Source organism: Rhodococcus sp. PSi06 (assembly GCF_054960675.1).
Genome location: NZ_JBHNYO010000017.1, coordinates 106,611 through 127,445 on the forward strand (window position 1 = coordinate 106,611; position 20,835 = coordinate 127,445).

The following is a 20,835-nucleotide window of genomic DNA, read 5'->3' on the forward strand; positions in this document are numbered from 1 at the left end:
TCTACTCCTGTTCGGTATCGAGCCCGCGACGTACCTGGCGAGCATGCTTACGTTCTGAAGCACCGATGCGCTCGACCTGATCGAGGCGAGCATCGGTACCACGGCCGGTCATGGTGATCTCGACACCGGCCGGAGTTTGCGGCTCCCAGTCGAACGAGACGTCGCCGATGGTGACCGAGGCACCCGGTTGAGCACCGGCCTTGATCAAAGCATCCTCGACGCCCAACCGTGCGAGCCGGTCCGCGAGGTAGCCGACAGCCTCGTCGTTGGTGAACTGCGTCTGACGCACCCACCGCTCCGGGCGCGTACCCCGAACGATGAAGCCGTCCGGAATGTCGGGATCCTTGACGACCTTGAAGCTGTCGTCGTTTCGAGCGACCGGACGAAGCACCTGACGCCTCGGCTCGGGGGCAGGGTGGGCCGTGCGGTAATCCTCGACGAGCTTCGCCAAGGCGAAGGTCAAAGGCTTGAGGCCGGCGCGCGTCACTGCGGAGATGGTGAACACCGGCCAGCCGCGAGACTCGAACTCGGCGGTCACCATCTCGGCGAGCTCGGCACCCTCGGGAATGTCCGCCTTGTTCAGCACGACGATGCGAGGGCGATCGGCAAGGTCACCGAGACTGGCATCTCCGGACAGAGCCGGCTTGTATGCAGCCAATTCAGCCTCGAGCGCATCGACGTCGGAGATCGGATCGCGGCCGGGATCCAGTGTTGCGCAGTCGACTACGTGTGCGAGTACGGCGCATCGCTCGAGGTGTCGCAGGAAGTCCAGTCCGAGACCGCGGCCCTGACTCGCACCGGGGATCAGCCCGGGGACGTCGGCGACGGTGAAGGTGGTATCGCCGCTCGAGACCACACCGAGGTTCGGCACCAGTGTGGTGAACGGGTAGTCGGCGATCTTGGGCTTCGCTGCGGACAGAACCGAGACCAGTGACGACTTACCGGCCGACGGGAATCCGACGAGACCGACGTCGGCGACGGACTTCAGCTCGAGGACGAGTTCGCGTTCGATGCCCTCTTCGCCGAGCAGAGCGAAACCGGGCGCTCGACGAGCCTTGGACGCCAGTGCTGCGTTGCCGAGCCCGCCGCGCCCGCCGGGAGCGGCGTCGAAACGCGTTCCCTCACCGATCATGTCGGCGAGGACGTTGCCCTTCTTGTCGAGCACGACGGTGCCGTCGGGGACCTTGAGAATCAGGTCCTCTCCGTTGGCCCCTTCACGGTTTCCGCCCATGCCCTGTGTTCCGTTGCCGGCCTTCGCATGACTGGAGAAGTGGAAGTCGAGCAAGGTGTGGACGTTGCTGTCGACGACGAAGATGACTCCGCCACCCTGACCGCCGTTGCCGCCGTCCGGGCCGCCGAGAGGCTTGAACTTCTCGCGGTGAACCGAAGAGCAGCCGTTGCCACCTTTGCCGGCGCTGACGTGCAGCACCACGCGGTCGATGAATCGTGACATAGCTGTCTTCGATCCTTTCTGGAAGAAAAACGGTGTGAAAAAAGCGATAGGGGCGGACCGGTCTCGTGACCCTGGTCCGCCCCTATCGGGAGCTGTGAACGTACGCGGTGGACGTCCGGTCCGAGCAGTTGCCTGCCGTGCCGGTCATCGTGAGCGCGAGCTGCAGAAGACTAGGCCTCTACAGTGACCGGAACGATGTTCACGGTCTTGCGTCCGCGCTTGGCACCGAATTCGACTGCGCCTGCGGCCAGTGCGAACAAGGTGTCGTCGCCGCCACGACCGACGTTGACGCCGGGGTGGAAGTGCGTGCCGCGCTGACGAACCAGGATCTCGCCTGCGCCGACGGTCTGGCCGCCGAAGCGCTTGACGCCGAGGCGCTGTGCGTTCGAATCGCGGCCGTTACGGGAGCTTGATGCACCCTTCTTATGTGCCATGTTGCATACCCTCCTCGGGGTGAATCAGCTGGAAAGAACTCGGGTCCGGTGAGACCTGGTTACTTGATGCCGGTGACCTTGAGGACAGTGAGCTTCTGCCTGTGTCCCTGACGCTTGTGGTATCCGGTCTTGTTCTTGAACTTGTGGATGCGGATCTTCGGGCCCTTGGTGTGCTCGACGATCTCGCCGGCGACCGAGATCTTCGCCAGCTTGTCTGCATCTGTCGTCAGGTCGGATCCGTCTACGACGAGGACCGGAGCAAGCGAGACAGCAGTGCCGGGCGCTCCCTCGATCTTCTCGACCTTGACGAGGTCACCAACAGCGACCTTGTACTGCTTTCCGCCGGTCTTGACGATCGCGTACGTTGCCATCGGAGGGCTACCCCTTGCTTCTTCGAACTTGCTCGCATTGCACATGGCAACACGACTGGTCTGGTTGAACGTGTTTGCTTGCTCCCATTCGGCCGATCCGGATCGAACTGCATCCGAATCACTCGAGAACTGCTTCCACTTGCGGGACCGCTAGGCACAGCAAGACAGTGTCACCGGGAGCGACTTATCAAGGTTACGGCAGAGAGACGGCCAGGGTCAAACCGCCTCGACGGCTATACATCCACGTCCACCGGCGGGCCTGCCGGGCGTGCTGCTGCCCGTCGCCTGCGTGGACGTGCCGTCGGCACCTCCACCGGTTCGAGGGACTGCTCGGCCGCCGAGGTCAATGGTTCCGACAATTCTGCTTCGGTGGCCTCGGCCGTGTCGGCAGCAGCGGTGTCACCCGAAACAGGTACCACCAGAACCACACCGGCGTCCGGTGCAGCACTGGTCGGAGCAGCGGCCTTCCGCGCAACCCGGCGTCCGCGCCGGGCCTTCGGTGCCGGTGCGTCGACCTCGACCGACGGCTCGGCGGCACGCTGATCGGCCTCCGACTCGTCGGTCTCCGTAGTGCGAGCGCCATTCGATTCCGCATCGGCAACCGTCTGGGCAGCAACATCGACGTCATCGGCAGAGACGACCGTCACGTCGGCGCTGCCGTCCGAAGTCTCACTCGCCGGTGATGTCTCGACTTCGGCGGGACTGACGTCGGCAACCACGTCGTCGTGGTGCGCAGCCATCGCCAACGCCACCGGGTGCGCCCGCTTGATCGACGGGTCGACGACCGGATGTTCGGAACCGTCCGCGGCACCTGACTGGGTGCCCGAAGCAGCGCGCTCGTTGTTGTCGTTCCCGTCGCCCTTGCTGTCCTTGCCTCGCCGACGCCGGTTGCTCGTGCCCGAGTTGCTCGACTCCGAGTTGTTCGACCCCGAGTTGTTCGACCCCGAGCGCGACGAGTTCGAGCGGCCGTTGTCGTTCTCCGGCTTGGCGTCGATGGGGAAAGGATGCACGATGATGCCGCGGCCCTGGCAGTGCTCGCACGTGGTGGAGAAAGCCTCGACGAGCCCGGTGCCGAGCTTCTTTCGAGTCATCTGCACCAGTCCGAGCGAGGTCACCTCGGACACCTGGTGGCGGGTGCGGTCGCGCCCCAGTGCTTCGGTGAGTCGCCGCAGCACCAGGTCTCGATTGGACTCGAGAACCATGTCGATGAAGTCGACCACGATCATGCCGCCGATGTCGCGCAGGCGCATCTGTCGAACGACTTCTTCGGCGGCCTCGATGTTGTTGCGGGTGACCGTCTCCTCGAGGTTGCCGCCCGAACCGGTGAACTTGCCGGTGTTGACGTCGACAACGGTCATCGCCTCGGTGCGATCGATCACCAGGGTGCCGCCGGAGGGCAGCCAGACCTTGCGATCGAGTGCTTTGGTCAATTGCTCGTCGATCCGATGCGCGGCGAAGACGTCCGCCGAACCGCCGTCGGCCTCGTAGCGCTGCAGCCGGTCCATCATGTCCGGTGCCACGGTCTCGACGTAGTTGGACGTGGTCGTCCACGCCTTGTCACCCTCGATGACGAGCTTGGAGAAGTCCTCGTTGAACAGGTCGCGAATGACCTTGACGAGCATGTCCGGCTCTTCGTAGAGCGTCTGTGGTTGCACACCCTTGCCGGTCTCGGCATTGGCCGAGCGTTCCTCGATGCTGGCCCACTGCGCCTGCAGTCGAGTCACGTCGCGCGCGAGTTCTTCCTCGCTGACGCCCTCGGCTGCGGTTCGGATGATCACTCCGGCCTCGGGAGGCACGATGTCTCGAAGAATGTCCTTCAGACGCTTGCGCTCGGTATCGGGCAGCTTTCGGCTGATCCCGGTCGAGCTACCACCGGGGACGTAGACGAGAAAACGTCCTGCGAGCGAGAGCTGAGTCGTCAGGCGAGCACCCTTGTGCCCCACCGGGTCCTTGCTCACCTGGACGAGAACCTGATCGCCCGGCTTCAGCGCCTGCTCGATCTTGCGAGCGCTTCCACCGAGGCCCGCCGCGTCCCAGTTGACCTCACCGGCGTACAGCACGCCGTTGCGGCCACGGCCGATATCGATGAAGGCAGCTTCCATGCTGGGCAGGACGTTCTGTACCCGCCCGAGATAGACATTGCCGACCATGGACGCCGTGGCGCTGCTGGTAACGAAGTGCTCGACGAGTATGCCGTCTTCCAGCACGGCGACCTGTGTGGTCAACGGGTGTTCGGGAGTGGCCTTCTCTCGCACGACCATGACCCGGTCCACTGACTCGCGTCGCGCCAGGAACTCGGACTCGGTCAGGATCGGCGGTCGACGGCGACCGGCGTCGCGGCCGTCGCGACGACGCTGACGCTTGGCCTCGAGGCGCGTCGAGCCGGAGATGCCCTGCACCTCGTCTCGGGGGGCGCGGCTCTTGTTCCGCGGCTCCCGCTCGTGCACGACGGTGTTGGGCGGATCGTCCTCGGACGATGCGGCCTCGGCGGCTATCTCGGCACCGGTCTTGCGACGGCGACGACGACGCCTACGCCGACTGGATCCGTCGCCTTCCGATCCTCCGTTGTCGGAATCGTCGACATTGTTCTCCGAGTCGGCATCCGATTCGTCGTCCTCGGCCGAACCGTCCGCGGGGCGGTCATCGTTCGAGGTGTCGTTCGAGTCGGAGGTCTGTCGCTCCGAGGATCGGTTCCGGGTGCGCGATCGACGTGAACGTCTACCGGATCCCGACTGCTGGTCGTCACCGGCGGTGGACTCGTCGGAGTCGGCATCGGTGCTGCTCGACGCCTCGCCGTCGCCGCTCGCGGACGAGTCCGCGTCGGTGGAATCCGTGTTGTCGGTGTCCTCGGCGGAATCGTCGTCCGAATTCTCGTCGTTCGAATTCTCGTCCGAGGACTGTTCTCCGCGACCACGGCCCCGCCCGCGACGCCCACGCCGGCGGCGGCGGGGCTGGGACTGATCGTCGTCGTCATCGGTCGAGCTGTCGGACGCAGACGAATCGTCTGCCTCGTCGGTCCGAGATGTGGTGTTCTCGGCCGTGCCTGCGGCACCGGACGTGACGGTGGCCTCGGTTGCGGCCGAGACCTCGGAGGTGGCCTCGGTACCGTCCGTCGTGGACTCCGTGTCGGCGGTCGCAGCGTCGTCCTTCGGAGCCGCCTTGCGACTACGTCGACGGCGTGCCGGGGGCTCCGCCGGCGATTCCGCGGACTCCGGTGCTGCAGCATCGACGGCGGCGGGCTGCAGGAACAGCGGAGTGGCGAACGTGGTTGCCGTGGGCTGGTCCGCCGTTACCGCGGGCTGGGCGGCCTCGGGTTCGGCTGTGGGTGCGCTGGTGAACAGCTGCGGCTCGGACCACGAGGTCTGCGCCGATGGCACATCGGCGGAGGGCAGTTCGGGTGGAGCGCTCGACTCGGGCTGCTCGGCGGGTGTCGACTCGACTGCAGATGCAGTGGGTGCGTTCACCGAGTCACGGACGGACTCGGCGACATCGCGGCTCAAGCTCGACTGGGCGCTGCGCGCTTCGATGCCGAGCTCGGCGAGGGTGACGAGCAATTGCTTGCTGGTGACGCCCAGGATCTTGGCCAGTGCGTGCACGCGCAGCCTGGTCGGCAGCTCGATGGTGTCGGGTTGCGCCTGGGATACGGGACCTGTTTCCACAGGCGACGCCGCATCGACGCGTTCCGGACCTCCCACGTTCTCGTTCTGTACATCTTCGGGCGGGCTTTGATCGGCCACGTAGTCTCCTCGGGCCCCCGGGCGCGTTCATCCGAATTCGGGTGTGACGCGGCCACGCGAGGGCAATCCTTGTGTACTCACGTCGGGTTGGACGTCAGCTGTTCTGTCTCGCTCCGCACTCGAGTCGGAGACCACGTCGGAGTTCTCGGTGGTCGACGACAGCGCGTGCAGTGCCTGGCTGGATGGTGGTGGTCCGGCGATCCGAGCGCCTGATCATCAAGCAAGAACGCGAACGAGCCTGTCTCTCGTTCGAGCATCTGCGATGACGGGCAGCGGATAGACGGCAGTCATCCGATCGAATCCACGACACCGGTCTAGCGAACTTGGTGAAGCCTTGACTTCGGTGGAGCATGAAACCTGTACGTACGTGTGCTGTGGAGTCGATCTGTTGTCGAGTATCCCACACGCGATGATGCGTACTCGCCACGCCGCACCGATCGGGTACCGAGCGGATGCGGCGTGGCTGCGCGGATGCGTTGTTGTCAGCAGAAATGAACGGTCAGGCCAGGCCGGGGAACCAGAGCGCGATCTCGCGTTCCGCCGATTCCACGGAATCCGACCCGTGCACCAGGTTCTGCTGCCCGTCGAGCGCGAGGTCGCCTCGGATGGTCCCGGGTACGGCCTTGGCCACAGGATCGGTGCCGCCTGCGATCTGCCGAAACGCGGCGATGGCGCGGGGGCCTTCGAGAACGGCGGCCACGACCGGTCCGGAGGTGATGAACTCGAGAAGTTCGGGGAAGAACGGCTTGCTCTCGTGCTCCGCATAGTGAGCCGAGGCCAATTCGCGGGAGACGGTCTTGAGCTCGAGGGCGACGATGCTCAGACCCTTCTTCTCCACGCGGCCGAGGATCTCTCCTACGTAACGCCGGGCAACTCCGTCGGGCTTGATCAATACAAGGGTGCGGTCGGTCACGTCGTCGACAGTAATGGACCCCGGCCCGTACGCGCGCGGCGCATCTCCGATAGACGGACGGGTTTCCCTGTCAGTCGCGCTGTCCCGGCAACATTCCGCGTCGAATCCGTTCGGTGATGTCCCGGCGCAGGTACAGCAGATACAGCCAGACCGCGATGAAGATCAGGCCGACGGCACCGATCGAGAGGTGAAACACCGCCCCGGCCAGCACGAACACTTGCAGAATCAGATTCAGCTTCATCGCCCACGGCTCGCCCTGCTTGCCGGCAGCGAGAATCATCACCACGGCCAGCGCCACGATGTACGTGGTCGAGAACCACGTTGCACCACCCCCGAGGGTTGCCACCACCGGCAATGCCAGCAGTGTCACGATGGCTTCGAGGACGAGGGTTCCCGCCACCACACCGCGGAAGCCCTTCCACGGGTCGTTCGTGGGTGGTCCGAACTCTGGCTCGCTCACGCGGGGTCCTTTCCGAACAGAGTGCGAGCAGCGCCGACGGTCACCACGGATCCGGTGACGACAACTCCGGCACCGGACACAGCTTCACCGGGCTCGGCCACTTCCTCGGCCAGACCGATGGCCGTCTCGAGGGCATCGGGCAAGGTCGACGCCACCACGACGCGTTCGTCGCCGAACTTGGCCACCGCAATGTCGGCCAGAGCGTCCACATCCATCGCTCGTGCCGACCCGTTGTGGGTGACGACGATCTCGTCGAAGACCGGCTCGAGTTCGTCGAGGATGGCTCCGACGTCCTTGTCGGCCATGACGCTGACGACCCCGACCAGTTTGCGGAAGTCGAACTCGTCCTGGAGGGCGGCAGCGAGGGCCGCGGCTCCGTGGGGGTTGTGTGCAGCATCGAGGAAGACAGTGGGGGCATTGCGGACCCGCTCGAGTCGCCCGGGATTGACGATCGTCGCGAAAGCAGCGCGAACGGTGTCCTGATCGAGTTGACGATCCGGGCCGGCACCGAAGAATGCTTCGACCGCCGCCAACGCGAGCGACGCATTGTGCGCCTGATGTTCGCCGTGCAACGGAAGAAAAATATCGGTGTAGACCCCGCCGAGCCCCTGCAACTCCACTTGTTGACCGCCCACTGCGATCTGCCTGCCGAGCACGGTGAATTCCGATCCTGCTCGCGCCACCGCAGCGTCGGCTTTCACCGCGGCCCGCAGCAGAACTTCCATCACCTCGGGCTTCTGCTGAGCCAGGATTGCGACGGTGTCGCGTGGCACCAGCGATTCCGGTGCCTTCTTGATGATCCCCGCCTTCTCCCCCGCGATCGTCGCAAGATCGTCGCCGAGGAAATCGACGTGATCGAGCCCGATCGGAGTGACGACGGCGATGTCACCGTCGACGACATTGGTGGCGTCCCAGCGACCGCCGAGCCCGACCTCGATGACGGCTACCTCTACCGGAGCCTCGGCGAACGCGGCGAACGCCATGGCCGTGACCACCTCGAACTTGCTCATTCGGGGCCCGCCCGCTGCCTCGGACTGCGCGTCGATCATCTCGACGAAGGGTGCGATCTCGTTGTAGGTGTCGACGTAGAGACGCGGCGACACCGGCCGACCGTCGATGCTGATCCGCTCGGTCGCCATCTGCAAGTGCGGGCTGGTGGTTCGGCCGGTGCGACGGTGGAACGCCGTGAGCAGAGCATCGATCATGCGCGTGACCGAGGTCTTGCCGTTGGTGCCGGCCACGTGAATCGACGGGTACGCCTTCTGCGGCGAACCCAACAGGTCCATCAGGGCAGATATTCGAGCCGTCGACGGCTCGATCTTCGTTTCACCCCAGCGCTTGTCGAGCTCGGCTTCCACCAACGCCAGTTCGGCGAGGTCCACCGGACTCGGCGGCGGCGTCGGCAGTGCGCCATCTGCATCGGGTTCGGTCACTTAGTTCCCCATCGATTCGATGCGCGCGGCGATCCGAGCAATTTCTTCCTGTGCGATCGACTGTCGCGTTCTGATCTTGTCCACCACCGCATCCGGAGCCTTCGCCAGGAAGGCCTCGTTGCCGAGCTTGGCAGTGGTCTGCGCCAGTTCCTTCTCGGCTGCCGCGAGATCCTTCACCAGCCGGGCACGCTCGGCGACGAGGTCGACAGTGCCGGAGGTATCGAGCTCCACGACGACGGTCGCCTTGCTCAGGCGCACCTCGACCGAGGCGATGGCGGAGAAATCGTCACCGGGTTCGGTGAGCCGAGCCAGCGAGGTCACCGCCGAGATCTGTCCGTCCAGATCTGCTTCGGACACTCCGACGATCCTGGCCGCGACCTTCTGCGAGGGCTTGAGTCCCTGATCGCTGCGGAATCGTCGCACTTCGGTGATCAGCCTCTGCATGTCGTCGATCCGTTGCGCAGCAACGACATCCAGGGGCACGGAGGTGGCGGAAGGCCACGCGGCGACCACCAGGGACTCGCCGCCCGTCAGGACCTTCCACAGCGTTTCGGTGACGAAGGGAATGACCGGATGCAGCAATCGCAGCAGAGCGTCGAGGACGTTGCCGAGCACTCCGCGGGTGGCGAGCGCGATGAACTCGTCGGCGAACTGCACCTTTGCGATCTCGAGGTACCAGTCGCACACCTCGTCCCAGGCGAAGTGGTAGAGCGCCTCGCACGCCTTGCTGAACTCGTACCGATCGAAGGCCGAATCGACCTCGCCGCGAACCTGTTCCAGTCGATCCAGGATCCACCGATCGGCATCGGTGAGCTCGGAACGCGCCGGCAGGTCGGCTGGTGCCGCACCGTTCATCAAGGCGAATTTGGTGGCGTTGAACAACTTGTTGGCGAAGTTGCGTGAGGACTGGGCGTGGTCCTCGCCGACCGACATGTCGGCACCGGGGTTGGCCCCACGAGCAAGCGTGAAGCGCAGGGCGTCCGCGCCGAACCTGTCGACCCAATCGAGCGGATCGATTCCGTTGCCCCGCGACTTGGACATCTTCTTACCGTGCTGGTCGCGAATCAACCCGTGCAGGAACACATCTCGGAACGGCACCTGCGGGCCCTGCTTACCGGCGGTGATCGCGTCGTCGGCTCCGACGTACGTGCCGAACATCATCATTCGGGCGACCCAGAAGAACAGGATGTCGTAGCCGGTCACGAGAACTGCGGTGGGATAGAACTTCTCGAGGTCGGCGGTGGCATCGGGCCACCCCATCGTCGAGAACGGCCACAAGCCGGACGAGAACCAGGTGTCGAGAACGTCGGGGTCCTGCTCCCAACCCTCCGGTGGGGTCTCCCCCGGTCCGAGGCAGACCGTCTCGCCGTCCGGGCCGTACCAGATCGGAATCCGGTGGCCCCACCACAGCTGACGCGAGATACACCAATCGTGCATGTTGTCGACCCAGGCGAACCAGCGTGGTTCCTGACTCTTGGGGTGAATGATGGTATCGCCGTTGCGCACGGCGTCACCGGCGGCCTGCGCCAGGCCGTCGACCTTGACCCACCACTGCAGCGACAGACGCGGCTCGATGGGCTCGCCACTGCGCTCGGAGTGTCCGACGCTGTGCAGGTAGGGACGCTTCTCGGCCACCACGCGACCCTGTTCGGCCAGAGCTTCACGAACCTTGACGCGCGCCTCGAAGCGGTCCATACCGTCGAATTGCGTTCCGGTGTCGGTGATTCGGCCGGCCTTGTCCATGATCGACGGCATCGGGAGCGAATGCCGCACACCCATCTCGAAGTCGTTGGGGTCGTGCGCAGGCGTGATCTTCACCGCACCCGTGCCGAATTCGGGGTCGACGTAGTCGTCCGCGATGATCGGAATCTGCCGACCGGTGAACGGATGCTCCAGCGTCGTTCCCACCAGAGCCTTGTACCGCTCGTCGTCGGGGTGCACCGCGACGGCGGTATCGCCGAGCATCGTCTCCACACGCGTGGTCGCGACGATCACGTGCGGCTCGGAATCGTCGAGGGAGCCGTACCGAAGCGACACGAGTTCGCCCGCGACGTCCTCGAATTTCACCTCGATGTCGGAAATGGCGGTCTGCAGAACCGGAGACCAGTTGACCAGTCGCTCCGCGCGGTAGATCAGGCCGTCGTCGAACATTCGCTTGAACATGGTCTGCACGGCCTCGGACAGACCGTCGTCCATCGTGAAACGCTCTCGGCTCCAGTCGACACCGTCGCCGATGCGTCGCATCTGCCCGCCGATGGTTCCGCCGGATTCCCGCTTCCAGTCCCAGACCTTGTCGATGAACAGTTCGCGCCCGAACTCTTCCTTGGTCTTGCCGTCCGCGGCGAGTTGCTTCTCCACGACCGATTGGGTGGCGATGCCCGCGTGATCCATGCCCGGCAACCACAGCACTTCGTATCCGAGCATCCGCTTGCGACGGCTCAACGCATCCATCAGCGTGTGGTCGAGCGCGTGCCCCATGTGCAGGCTGCCGGTGACGTTGGGCGGGGGCAGCACGATGGAGTACGGCGGCTTCCCGCTGGCGGCATCGGCCTCGAAGTACCCGGCGTCCACCCAGGATCGGTACAGCTCGGCCTCTACCTCGCTCGGGTCCCAGTTCTTGGGCAAGCGGTCTGCTGGATTGTCGGGGGTCTCTGGCACGGAACTGGTCACCGGGCGATTCTAGTGGCCGAGGATTCGCGGCATCGACGCGCTCTCACCCAGTACGTGCTGCGCCAGGAATGCCAGCACCACCTCGTACCAGACCTTCGCGTGCTGAGGGCTGAGGATCCAGTGATTCTCGGCCGGGAAGTAGAGAAACCGATGGTCGGTGTTGCCCTCGTCGTCGGCAGGCAGACCCGACTCGCTGAGCAACTCGTACCACAGCCGTAGACCCTCGCCGATCGGCACGCGGTAGTCCTTGTCACCGTGAATGACCAGCATCGGAGTCGCGATATCTGCCACGAACAGGTGCGGCGAATTCTCCACGGCCATCTCGGGCGACATCTCGCGCGCCCAGTACCACGGTGCGTCCGTCGTGGGTCCGAACTGATCGAGCGCCCACAGACTCGCGTGGGTGACCACGGCATCGAAGCGGTCGGTGTGGCCGGCGATCCAGTTGGCCATGTATCCCCCGAAGGATCCGCCCATGGCAGCGGTGCGGGAATCGTCGATATCGGGCCGCGCGGCGGCAACGTCGGTCAACGCCATCAGGTCGGTGAACGGGGCCTTGCCCCACGCGCCCCACCCTCGCTGCACGAAGTCCTGTCCGTAGCCGGTGGACAGGGCCGGATCCGGCAGCAACACCGCATATCCACGGGCAACCATCAGCCACGGGTTCCAGCGCCAGGACCACGTGTTCCATGAACTCAGCGGGCCGCCGTGTACCCACAGCAGCAACGGAGCGGGTGAGCTGTCGGACGTGCCGTGCGGCAAGGCCAACCAGCCGCGCACCCGAGCACCGTCGGAGACGACGGTATCGACCTCGGTGAGGATTCCGGGTAGAGGTCCGTGGTCGACGCCGGTGTCGAGCGGAGTGACCGTGCCGTCGGACGTATCGATCGACACCGGATGTGGCGCAGCCGAATACGACGCGGCAAGCGCCAACACCCGGGAGCCGTCCGAGGAGACGTGCACGTGGGTGAACGCGTGGTCGGTCTGCGTGAGCCGATGCGGTTGCGCGCCGTCCCGGACGACGAAGATCGGCGACCGGCCGTCGTCGTCCGCGGTCACGAGCACTCCCGAACCGTCCGGCAGCCACACCGGATCGATCGGCCACCGATCCCAACCGGTCGCGAGGTCGGAGACCGACGATTCCTCGAAGTCGTACCGCTGCAGCGTCATTCGAGGTGCGTTCTCGGGGGTGGAAATCGACCCGCGCACAAACACCACGGACTCGCCGTCGGGCGAAATCGCCGGGCTGCCCAGATCCGCATCGGCGTCGTCGACAATGGTGGTGCGCTCCCCGGTCGAGAGCTCGACGCGCACCAGCACGGTGCGCACGGTCCCCAGCGGACCGGGAACCACCCAGGTCGACACGACGAACGAGCCGTCGGCGCTGATATCGAACGACGCTTCCTGCAATCCAGTGCGGGCATCCGTGGTGACGTCGTGCAGTGCGGTCGAACCGTCCGTCGATCCCGCGAACAGGTGCGGCGTCGCCGGTCCCAGATCGTGATCCCAATACCGCACCGGCACACCGGTGTGCAGAATCGCATTCACCTTGTTGGCCTTTCGCGCGGTGCGCAGAGCGTCGTCGTCCTCGTCGGTACTCGACGAGCCGAATACCGATGAGACTCCGACGAAGCCGGCCCCCGAGCCGGCAGCCCGGATCCCGGTCAGACCTGCGGATCGAGTCTCGAGCACTCTCGCCTCGCCGCCCGCTGCGGGCAGAATCCACAGCCGGGCCGGATCGTCCTCGCTCGTCTTGCGCAAGAACAGCAGATCGCCGCCACCGGTGAACACCGGCGCAGTCTCGCCCCGCTCCCCGTGAGTGATCCGCCGCGCGGGTGACCTGCCGTCGACGTCGATCTCCCACAACGACGTTCGATACTCGGTCCGCGAATCATCGAGCGCAGCAACAGCAATGACCGCACGTGAGAAATCCGGGGCGACGGCCAGATCCGTCACCCGTCGGGCTCCGATGTACTCGTCGAGGTCGTCGTAGATGCTCATACACCGAGCCTAGCGACAGTGGCCATCCAATCTGGTCATTCCGCAGGCTCCACTCCCGCCGTCAATCCTCGCCGAGATCCTCTCGGAGCTGAGTGAGCGTGCGGGCCAGGATTCGCGACACATGCATCTGAGAGATGCCCACCTTCTCCGCGATCTGCGTCTGAGTCATCGACCCGAAGAATCGAAGCACCACGATGCGCCGCTCCCTCTCGGGCAGCTTCTCCAGCGCAGGACGCACGGCGAGATAGCTTTCCATCTTCTCGAGTTCGGGATCGTCGGCCCCCAGGGTGTCCATCAACGGGAGCCGATCCTCGCTGACCACCGAATCGACGGACACGGTCTGATACGCGCTCCGCGCGAGCAGTGCCTGAGACGCTTCCTTGACGTCGATCCCGAGTTCGGCGGCGATCTCGCTGGCTGTGGGAGCGCGACCCAACTTCTGTGACAACGATCCCACCGCCTGGGAGATCATCGAGTTCAGTTCCTTCATGCGTCGCGGCACCCGAACCGACCACCCTGCGTCGCGGAAGTAGCGGCGAGCTTCGCCCATGATCGTGGGCACCGCGAACGAGACGAAGTCCGATCCACGCTCGATGTCGAACCTGTCGACTGCGTTCACCAAGCCGAGACGGGAGACCTGCAGTAGGTCCTCGTGGGCTTCGCCACGACCGCCGAAGCGGCGCGCGATGTGCTCGGCGAGAGGGAGGCAACGGGTGATGATGCGGTCGCGGAGGACCCGACGCTGCGGTGAATTCTCGTCGAGCGCCTGCATCTGTTGAATAAGCGCGACCACGTCGCTGTAGTCGTCGGACTCGCGCCGCGTGCTTCGTTCGTGCACCGGCACTAGATCGTGCTCCTCCGCTTGACCACGTCGATGGCAACCGTGCGGACCGCATCGCTGTCGTCTGCGCCGTCTTCGCGCAGTTCGATGGAATCGGTCAGGGTTTGCAGAACGTGCCAGCCGAAGCTGTCCTTCTTCGGCACGGACGTGGCAGCCAACGTGGACGTGACGACGATCCGAATCCCGGAGTCACCGACCGAGAACAGGCACGACAGTTCCGAGTCCGGCACCGCGCCCTTGATCAGCTGCGAGCACACCTCGTCAACGACCAGCTTGACGTCGGCGATGTCGTCGAGGGTGAAATCGCTCAGAACAACGAGAGTCTCCGCGACAGCGCGCACCACCGGAAGCTGATCCGCCTCCGCGCGCACCCTCAGCTCGACCGGTGCACCGGAACCTCGCTCCAGTTGTTCGATCTTGCTGACCCCAGCCATCCGCACTTCCCATCGTCGCCGCACACTTGAATACACTTGAAATTACCGATTGCCGAGCCAGACTACCCAGCCGGGCACGTTTCAATCCTCGTGGTCGAGTATCGGGGTCGCTCGACGCCGCGCCGGACGAACAGTCGACGAACTACCCGGCGGCTCGGATGACGCACGGGCGGCGAACTGGCACGATCGACGCTGTGGACTATTCGCAGGCACTTCGCACCCTCGCCCGACGACTCGGCACCTCGACCTCGTATCGCGGATGGGACGACACCGAACACGAGGTGAGTGACGACACCTTGAAGCAAGTGCTGTCCGCGCGCGGCTACGCCACCGAATCGTCCGAGGACGTCGACCGAGCCCTTGCCGATATAGACGACGCGCCGTGGCGTCGACTGCTTCCTCCGGTGGTGGTGACCACCCAGGGCACCGATGCGCTCGTGTGGGTCCATGTGCCACACGGCAATCCGGTCGAAGTATCGATGGTGTCCGAGGCAGGCGACCCCATCGGGATACCCCAGTCCGATGTCTGGGTCGATCCGCGCGAGGTCGACGGTCGGCTGATCGGGCGCGCCACGTTCACGGTGCCCGGCGATGTCCCGCTGGGATGGCACAGCCTCACCGCAACGACGATCGGGGAGGACAACACCGTCCGAACCTCCGATACCGTCGTCGTGGTCACGCCGAAGTCGCTCTCACCCAACGCAGAACTGGCGGATCGGCAGCGGACCGGGCTGCTCACCCAGCTCTACTCGGTGCGATCGAGACGATCCTGGGGCATCGGTGATCTCGGCGACCTCGAGGACATGGCCGACATCGCCGGCCGCCGACACGGATTCGACTACCTTCTGGTCAATCCGCTGCACGCCGACCGGCCCACCACCCCGGTGGAGGCATCGCCGTACCTACCGACCACGCGTCGTTTCTTCAACTCCCTCTACATTCGGGTCCAGAACATCCGTGAGACGGCGCTGCTCTCACCCAAACAGTTGGGCAAAATATCGGATGCTGCGGCGCGGTTCGACAAGGCGAACGTCCGCACCAAGAAGCTGAACCGGGATTCGACCTTCAAGGCCAAGCTCCGCGCTCTCGAACGCGTCCACAAGGTCGAGCGCAGCCCGGCCCGCGAATCTGCCTTTCGGGCGTTCGTCGAGCGTGAAGGCACCGGGCTACGAGACTTCGCGGTGTGGAGCGCGCTGGCGGAGAAGTTCGGTCCCCAGGATCCGGTGTGGACCGACCGGGCCGCGCACCCACGGACCGACTTCGTTCGAGAGCAACGCGCAAAGCTGGCCGAGCGTATCGATTTCCACATGTGGCTGCAGTGGATCTGCGACGAGCAATTGGCCGAAGCCCAGCGGGCCGCCGTCGATGCAGGAATGGACATCGGCATCATGCACGATCTCGCCGTGGGCGTGGCCCGCGGTGGAGCAGATGCCTGGGCGCTGGGCGACGTGCTCGCGACGGGCGTGACAGTGGGCGCGCCGCCCGACAATTTCAACCAGCAGGGCCAGAACTGGAATCAGCCACCGTGGGATCCCGACCGCCTCCGGGAGATGGCGTACATCCCGTATCGCGACATGCTCCGCACGATTCTTCGTCATGCCGGCGGCATCCGCGTCGACCACATCCTGGGTCTGTTCCGGCTGTGGTGGATTCCGCAGGAGGCCGAGAATGCCGGTGGCGGAACGTATGTCGAGTACGACCACGAGGCCCTGATCGGCATTCTGGCGCTCGAGGCCGAACGCGCGGGCGCGGTAGTGGTCGGGGAGGATCTCGGAGTCTTCGAGCCGATGGTGCAGGAGTACCTCACCGAACGAGGCATTTTCGGAACGTCGATTCTGTGGTTCGAGGCCGACGAATCCGGGCCCATTCCACCCGAGGAGTACCGCAGCCTGTGCCTGACCTCGGTGACGACGCACGATCTGCCACCCACCGCCGGGTATCTGAAAGGCGAACACATCGATCTGCGGTCACGTCTGGGCCTCCTCGAACGCGACATCGAGGCCGAGAAGAAGGTGGACGGTCTCAAACGCGAGGCGGTTCTCGACCTGGCACGCGAGCGCGGTGTGCTCGCGTCCGACGCGGATGCGCGCGAGACGGTGGAAGCGTTGCACCGCCTGGTCCAGCGCAGTCCATCGCTGCTGATCGGTGTCGCTCTGGTCGACGCTGTCGGGGAGCACCGCATCCAGAATCAACCGGGTACCGACGAGACCCAGTACGAGAACTGGAAGGTTCCTCTGGCCGACGCGGACGGCAAGCGAGTGTTGGTGGAGGACCTCGTCGACCATCCTCGGTTGGTGTCGTTGGTGGCGGCTATGGCCACCGAGTCGACGGACCGATGACACCGAGGTCCACAATCGAAGGATGAACTACCCGATCCGCTTCGAAGACAGCCGGTACTGATGGGCCGCATCACTGCGCGCAGACCGGTGGTCAAACTGCGGGGCGAACACCGCGTCGAGCGCCCCGACACCCTGGTGGTGGAAGAACCACTCGAATTACGCACCGATGGCAAGGCTTTGGCCGTCACCATGCGCACCCCGGGGCACGATGTCGAGCTTGCCCACGGCTTTCTGCTGACCGAGGGCGTGATCGCCTCGGGGGCCGACATCGCCTCGGCTCGCTATTGCGACGGGGTCGACGACGAGGGCGCGAACACATACAACGTCCTGGACCTCACGTTGGCCGAGGGCGTCGCGCCGCCGGAGACAGGCGTCGAACGAAACTTCTACACGACGTCGTCGTGCGGGGTGTGCGGCAAGGGGTCGCTGGACGCGATTCGCCTGCGCACCAAACACTCCCCTGCGGACGACACGGTCGTGATCACCTCGGAGACACTCGCCGGGCTACCGGACACGCTGCGCGCTGCGCAGAAGGTGTTCGACGCGACCGGCGGTCTGCACGCCGCCGCGCTGTTCACCGCCGATGGAGAGATGCTGGTCCTGCGGGAGGACGTCGGACGCCACAACGCCGTCGACAAGGTTGTCGGTTGGGCCGTGACGAACGATCGAATCCCGTTGCGCGGCACGGTGTTGATGGTCAGTGGTCGAGCCTCGTTCGAGCTGGCGCAGAAGGCAGTGATGGCCGGAATACCGATTCTCGCGGCGGTCTCGGCACCATCGTCTCTTGCGGTCGATCTTGCGACCGAATCAGGTCTGACGGTCATCGGCTTTCTCCGAGGACGATCGATGAACCTCTACTCCTGCATCGACCGGGTCCACATCTCAGGCGACGGCGTCGACGAGTAGTTCGGCCGCGGTGGCGTCTCGGACCTCGTCGACGGAGACCCCCGGTGCCGTCTCGACCAGCCGAAGGCCGTTCTCGGTGACGTCGAGCACGGCCATGTCGGAGATGATCCTGTGGACGCATCCTCTTCCGGTCAACGGCAGAGTGCACTGTTCGAGGATCTTCGGATCACCTGTGCGAGAGACGTGCTCCATCATCACGATCACGCGCCGCGCTCCGTGCACCAGGTCCATCGCACCGCCCATGCCCTTGACCATGTGGCCGGGAATCATCCAATTCGCCAGATCTCCGGTGGCACTGACCTGCATCGCGCCCAGTACTGCGACGTCGACCTGTCCGCCGCGGATCATTCCGAACGACTGTGCGGAGTCGAAGTAGGAGGCACCGGGAAGAACCGTGATGGTTTCCTTGCCTGCGTTGATGACCTCGGGATCGAGCTCGTCCTCGGTGGGATACGGGCCGACGCCGAGCACGCCGTTCTCCGAATGCAGGATCACCGAGATATCGGTGGCGATGTAGTTGGGCACGAGCGTGGGCATGCCGATGCCCAAGTTCACGTACTGCCCGTCGCCGAGTTCGCGGGCCACCCGAGCGGCCATCTGTTCGCGGGTCAGTTTCACGCTCATGCTCGTACCGTCCTCTGTTCGATGCCGACCTGGACCGGTCCGACATGGACTACGCGTTGCACGTGGATGCCCGCGGTGTGCACCTCGTCCGGACCGATCTCACCGGGCTCGACGAGGTGTTCGACCTGCGCAATCGTGATTCGTCCCGACTCCGCCGCAGGTGGATTGAAGTTCCGCGCGCTCGCGTGGAACACCAGGTTTCCGTGACGGTCCCCCTTCCATGCGTGCACGAGTGCGTAATCGGCGACGATGCCGCGCTCGAGCACATAGGTCAGACCGTCGAATTCGCGAGTCTCCTTCGGCGGACTGGCCAGCGCGATACCGCCGCTGCCGTCGTAGCGCAGCGGCAGTCCACCGTCGGCCACCTGCGTCCCGACGCCGGCCGGAGTGAAGAACGCAGGAATTCCGGCACCGCCGGCGCGCAGTCGCTCGGCGAGAGTGCCCTGGGGCGTGAGTTCGACTTCGAGTTCGCCGGACAGGTACTGCCTCGCGAACTCCTTGTTCGACCCGACGTAGGAACTGATCGTTCTACGAATACGGTGTTGCGCCAACAACACTCCCAAACCGAATCCGTCGGTTCCACAGTTGTTACTGATGGTCTCGAGGTCGGTGGCACCCTGCGCCAGTACTGCGTCGATCAGGATTTCCGGCACTCCGACCAATCCGAATCCGCCTACGGCAAGCGAGGATCCGTCCGGGATGTCCGATACGGCTGCGGTGGCGCTGGCCACGACTTTGTCCAACATGCGATCCACGCTACCCGAGAATGTGCGTTATGTGAACACCTTGCCACCATGCGAACACCCCGGTACGGTTGCTATTGCGCAGATCACCACGATCGTGAGGAACCTTGATGCTTCATCTCCCGCCCGACTACCGGGATCAAGCGGGCACCAACGCCCCGCGAGACTTCAGCGAGTACCGCACCACAGCTCTGCGACACCCAGCGCAGCCGCTGACGCTGCTCCCCCAGCGACTCACCGAGATCACCGGACCGGTTCTGGGAGAAGGCCGGGTGACCGCCGCCGATGCCGATCTGACTCTGGCGAACGGCGGTGAAGCACAGGGTCAGCGCATCATCGTGCACGGCCGCGTACTGGACAGCGACGGCAAGGCGATCCCGAACACGCTCGTCGAGGTGTGGCAGGCCAACGCGGGCGGGCGCTACCGGCACTCCGGTGACCGCTGGCCTGCACCACTCGATCCGCATTTCGACGGAGTCGGCCGAGTGCTCACCGACTCACACGGTAGGTACCGATTCACCACGATCAAGCCGGGCGCGTACCCCTGGGGCAATCACCACAATGCATGGCGTCCCGCCCATATCCACTTCTCGTTGTTCGGCCGGGCCTTCACCCAACGGTTGGTGACCCAGATGTACTTTCCGGACGATCCGATGTTCTTCCAGGATCCGATCTACAACGCCGCACCCGAGGACTCTCGCGCGCGCATGATCGCCGCGTTCGATTATCAAGCAACGCAGGAGAACTGGGCCCTCGGATTCAGATTCGACATAGTGTTGCGCGGCCGGGGTGCCACCCCCTTCGAGGAAGACGACCACGATGACTGACCCAGTGTTCGCGCCCCGCTACCCGGTGGTCGTCGGAGCCGACTTCACCACCGCCACTGCCGGGCAGACCCCGTCTCAGACGGTGGGACCGTACGTCCACATCGGACTGCTGTGGCCCGACGGCGAACATGTCGTGCCGCCGGGCACCGACGGTGCCGTCACGGTGACGTTCACCGTGATCGACGGCTCTCGAACCCCCATGTCCGACGCCATGATCGAAACCTGGCAAGCCGATGCCGACGGCCGGTTCGATCACCCCGACGACCCGCGGGGCGCGGTTGCACCTCGCATCGAAGGCTTTCGCGGATTCGGTCGCGGGTTCGCCGACGAGACCGGGACGGTATCCATCACGACGATCAAGCCGGGACCGCTACCCGCCGAGAACGGTGCCGTCGAGGCTCCGCACATCGACGTCGGCATCTTCGCGCGCGGCATGCTCGAGCGCGCCGTCACTCGGGTGTACTTCCCCGACGAGGCAGAAGCCAACGCCGCCGATCCAGTGTTGTCGGCGTTGCCGGAGCACAAGCGTGCCAGACTCGTTGCGACGTCGGTCGACGGCGGCTATCACCTCGACCTGGTCCTGCAGAACACCGACCCGGACGGCGACGAGACCCCGTTTTTCGAGCTGTGACAATCGATTCACGAAGGA

The 20,835-nt window shown here is 65.0% G+C and carries 17 protein-coding genes; 4 read left to right on the top strand and 13 right to left on the bottom strand.

Going from position 1 to position 20,835, the window contains the following annotated elements:
- Position 1: 1 nt before the first annotated feature.
- The 11 genes from obgE to ACFI9K_RS21195 form a co-directional block, all read right to left on the bottom strand.
- On the bottom strand, positions 2–1,453 hold the full coding sequence (gene obgE / locus ACFI9K_RS21145; RefSeq protein WP_032368196.1) for a GTPase ObgE: 1,452 nt from the start codon (positions 1,451–1,453) through the stop codon (positions 2–4).
- Positions 1,454–1,623: 170 nt separating this feature from the next.
- Positions 1,624–1,887 (bottom strand): 50S ribosomal protein L27, encoded by a 264-nt coding sequence (rpmA, locus tag ACFI9K_RS21150; RefSeq protein ID WP_462665314.1) that lies wholly within the window; start codon positions 1,885–1,887, stop codon positions 1,624–1,626.
- A 59-nt stretch (positions 1,888–1,946) separates the two neighbouring features.
- Positions 1,947–2,258 (bottom strand): 50S ribosomal protein L21, encoded by a 312-nt coding sequence (gene rplU / locus ACFI9K_RS21155; protein WP_032394581.1) that lies wholly within the window; start codon positions 2,256–2,258, stop codon positions 1,947–1,949.
- A gap of 233 nt (positions 2,259–2,491) precedes the next feature.
- Positions 2,492–5,995 carry a translation initiation factor IF-2 N-terminal domain-containing protein gene (locus tag ACFI9K_RS21160; protein WP_462665315.1) on the bottom strand — a complete coding sequence of 1,168 codons (3,504 nt, stop codon included), beginning with the start codon at positions 5,993–5,995 and terminating at the stop codon, positions 2,492–2,494.
- Positions 5,996–6,494: 499 nt separating this feature from the next.
- Entirely contained in the window at positions 6,495–6,908 is a 414-nt protein-coding gene (gene ndk, locus ACFI9K_RS21165) for a nucleoside-diphosphate kinase (RefSeq protein ID WP_032394582.1), read from the bottom strand.
- 70 nt (positions 6,909–6,978) lie between these two features.
- The gene (locus tag ACFI9K_RS21170; protein ID WP_462665316.1) at positions 6,979–7,368 is read right to left on the bottom strand and encodes a DUF4233 domain-containing protein; all 390 of its coding nucleotides are present in this window, start codon (positions 7,366–7,368) and stop codon (positions 6,979–6,981) included.
- A complete protein-coding gene (folC, locus tag ACFI9K_RS21175) occupies positions 7,365–8,801 on the bottom strand; it encodes a bifunctional tetrahydrofolate synthase/dihydrofolate synthase (RefSeq protein WP_462665317.1) in 1,437 nt (478 codons plus the stop codon). Before folC ends, ACFI9K_RS21170 begins: the two co-directional genes overlap by 4 nt.
- Positions 8,802–11,471, bottom strand: a complete 2,670-nt coding sequence (locus tag ACFI9K_RS21180) for a valine--tRNA ligase (RefSeq protein ID WP_462665318.1) — start codon at positions 11,469–11,471, stop codon at positions 8,802–8,804. It lies immediately after the preceding gene.
- 9 nt (positions 11,472–11,480) lie between these two features.
- Positions 11,481–13,472, bottom strand: a complete 1,992-nt coding sequence (locus tag ACFI9K_RS21185) for a S9 family peptidase (RefSeq protein ID WP_462665319.1) — start codon at positions 13,470–13,472, stop codon at positions 11,481–11,483.
- Positions 13,473–13,533: 61 nt separating this feature from the next.
- Complete coding sequence (locus ACFI9K_RS21190) at positions 13,534–14,316, bottom strand: SigB/SigF/SigG family RNA polymerase sigma factor (RefSeq protein ID WP_222094383.1); 783 nt, start codon at positions 14,314–14,316, stop codon at positions 13,534–13,536.
- On the bottom strand, positions 14,316–14,747 hold the full coding sequence (locus ACFI9K_RS21195; protein ID WP_462665320.1) for an ATP-binding protein: 432 nt from the start codon (positions 14,745–14,747) through the stop codon (positions 14,316–14,318). The genes ACFI9K_RS21190 and ACFI9K_RS21195 overlap by 1 nt, the downstream gene beginning before the upstream one ends.
- Before the next feature lie 194 nt (positions 14,748–14,941).
- On the opposite strand from ACFI9K_RS21195, the gene malQ reads away from it, so the two are divergent.
- Both malQ and fdhD read left to right on the top strand, forming a co-directional pair.
- On the top strand, positions 14,942–17,086 hold the full coding sequence (gene malQ, locus ACFI9K_RS21200; protein ID WP_462665321.1) for a 4-alpha-glucanotransferase: 2,145 nt from the start codon (positions 14,942–14,944) through the stop codon (positions 17,084–17,086).
- A gap of 60 nt (positions 17,087–17,146) precedes the next feature.
- On the top strand, positions 17,147–17,992 hold the full coding sequence (gene fdhD / locus ACFI9K_RS21205; RefSeq protein WP_462665322.1) for a formate dehydrogenase accessory sulfurtransferase FdhD: 846 nt from the start codon (positions 17,147–17,149) through the stop codon (positions 17,990–17,992).
- Here the strand turns inward: fdhD and ACFI9K_RS21210 are convergent.
- Together ACFI9K_RS21210 and ACFI9K_RS21215 are read right to left on the bottom strand one after the other, a co-directional pair.
- Positions 17,969–18,616 (bottom strand): CoA transferase subunit B, encoded by a 648-nt coding sequence (locus tag ACFI9K_RS21210; RefSeq protein WP_462665323.1) that lies wholly within the window; start codon positions 18,614–18,616, stop codon positions 17,969–17,971. The two genes, fdhD and ACFI9K_RS21210, sit on opposite strands and share 24 nt — an antisense overlap.
- Complete coding sequence (locus ACFI9K_RS21215; protein ID WP_222094390.1) at positions 18,613–19,362, bottom strand: CoA transferase subunit A; 750 nt, start codon at positions 19,360–19,362, stop codon at positions 18,613–18,615. The genes ACFI9K_RS21210 and ACFI9K_RS21215 overlap by 4 nt, the downstream gene beginning before the upstream one ends.
- 107 nt (positions 19,363–19,469) lie before the next feature.
- Between ACFI9K_RS21215 and pcaH the strand changes: the two genes are divergently transcribed.
- The gene (gene pcaH, locus ACFI9K_RS21220) at positions 19,470–20,186 is read left to right on the top strand and encodes a protocatechuate 3,4-dioxygenase subunit beta (protein ID WP_462665324.1); all 717 of its coding nucleotides are present in this window, start codon (positions 19,470–19,472) and stop codon (positions 20,184–20,186) included.
- The gene (pcaG, locus tag ACFI9K_RS21225) at positions 20,179–20,817 is read left to right on the top strand and encodes a protocatechuate 3,4-dioxygenase subunit alpha (RefSeq protein ID WP_462665325.1); all 639 of its coding nucleotides are present in this window, start codon (positions 20,179–20,181) and stop codon (positions 20,815–20,817) included. Before pcaH ends, pcaG begins: the two co-directional genes overlap by 8 nt.
- Positions 20,818–20,835 lie beyond the last annotated feature (18 nt).